This is a genomic window from Blautia sp. DFI.1.216, assembly GCF_020594215.1.
Classification (GTDB): domain Bacteria; phylum Bacillota; class Clostridia; order Lachnospirales; family Lachnospiraceae; genus Blautia_A; species Blautia_A wexlerae.
On sequence record NZ_JAJDML010000136.1, the window covers coordinates 1 to 1,358 of the forward strand.

General features: G+C 43.2%; 1 protein-coding gene. It reads right to left on the minus strand.

Features of this window, described 5'->3' with window-relative positions:
- Nucleotides 1–164: 164 nt before the first annotated feature.
- Nucleotides 165–1,085 (minus strand): carbon-nitrogen hydrolase family protein, encoded by a 921-nt coding sequence (locus tag LJE11_RS19035; protein WP_008707457.1) that lies wholly within the window; start codon nt 1,083–1,085, stop codon nt 165–167.
- Between the last annotated feature and the right edge of the window lie 273 nt (nt 1,086–1,358).

Consider the following 1,358-nt stretch of genomic DNA (forward strand, 5'->3'; position numbering starts at 1 on the left):
AGTCTCCATACTGCTTTTTCGTTTGCACCACCTTCGATTCTTTCCTTAACGATTTTAATGTCTCTATTATACCATAATGATACTATTATAAAAAAGGAAAAAGAGCTCCTTCGAGCTCTTTTGATTCAGTTCTGTAAACTGGAAGTTGATGAGCCAACAGACTATTATTTTTCGTTGACTTTAAGTTCAAGGATATCCGGACGTGCATAATGTCCAATCGCATCATGCTCCATCTTACAGGCGGCAGGCAGGCTCATATCGAGCTCTGCATAGATGATGGTTTCTTCATCCCAAACCGGCTTTGTCAAATAATGACCATACGGATCAATGATGCAGCTTCCGCCTCTGCACACAAATTCCGGAAGTTCCGATACGATATTGCGCTCACACAAGTCAGAAGGATACGAACTGCGTCTGATAATCATATCAGCATTTACAAAGAAACATTTCCCCTCGATTGCAATGTGCTGAATAGTGGCTTGCCATTCTGGATTGTCATTGGTGTTTGGCGAAATATAAATGGTGATTCCCTTTTGATAGAGCGCTACCCGAGCAAGCGGCATATAGCTTTCCCAACAGATCATGCTGCCGATTGGTCCCCACGGTGTTTCAGTAACAGGGAAATAATCCTTATTCGCATCTCCCCATACAACACGCTCAGAGCCTGTGGGCTTCAACTTTCTGTGTACCTTATATGACCCGTTCGGTTCAAAAATGACATTGCTGTTGTAGAGCGTTCCACTAACAGCGTCTCGCTCGGAAAATCCAAGGCTGATGTATGCCTCCGCTTTTTTGGCTGCCTCTGCGAGTTGTTGGAACTCCGAATCTCCGGCAACAACAGAGGCATCGTAGTATCGTTTCCAGTCTTTTCGTCCCTCATCGCTTCGTTTTCCCATGCTAAAACCGAAATTCATTCCAACAGGATATCCCGGAATAAACAGTTCCGGGAAAACAATTAAATCCGGTTTTTGGCTTGCTGCTTCACAAATATATTGAAGTGCCTTTTTAAGTGATGCGCTTTTGCTGAACATAACAGGCTCTGCCTGTACTAATGCGATTTTACAAGTGGTTTTGATATCCTTCATAACGACAATTTCACTCCTTTACAAATTCCGATTGTTCTAATTATTTTTAGTTCCACCTTCTTGCCCCTCGGACAAGAAGTATCCCTCGCTTTCAGCTCGGTCAATTCCGATTGAGATTTCACCCGTTTTGTAAGCTGATTTTCTTTCCAGTCAATTGTGGAATCCACCTGGCATATAAATCACAGAGTGGCTGTGACTATTTTCCAACCCATATTTTCGTGACATGCTCCCACCACTTAAATCCCAGATTTTGAAGTGGGGGCTTCTTGCTCA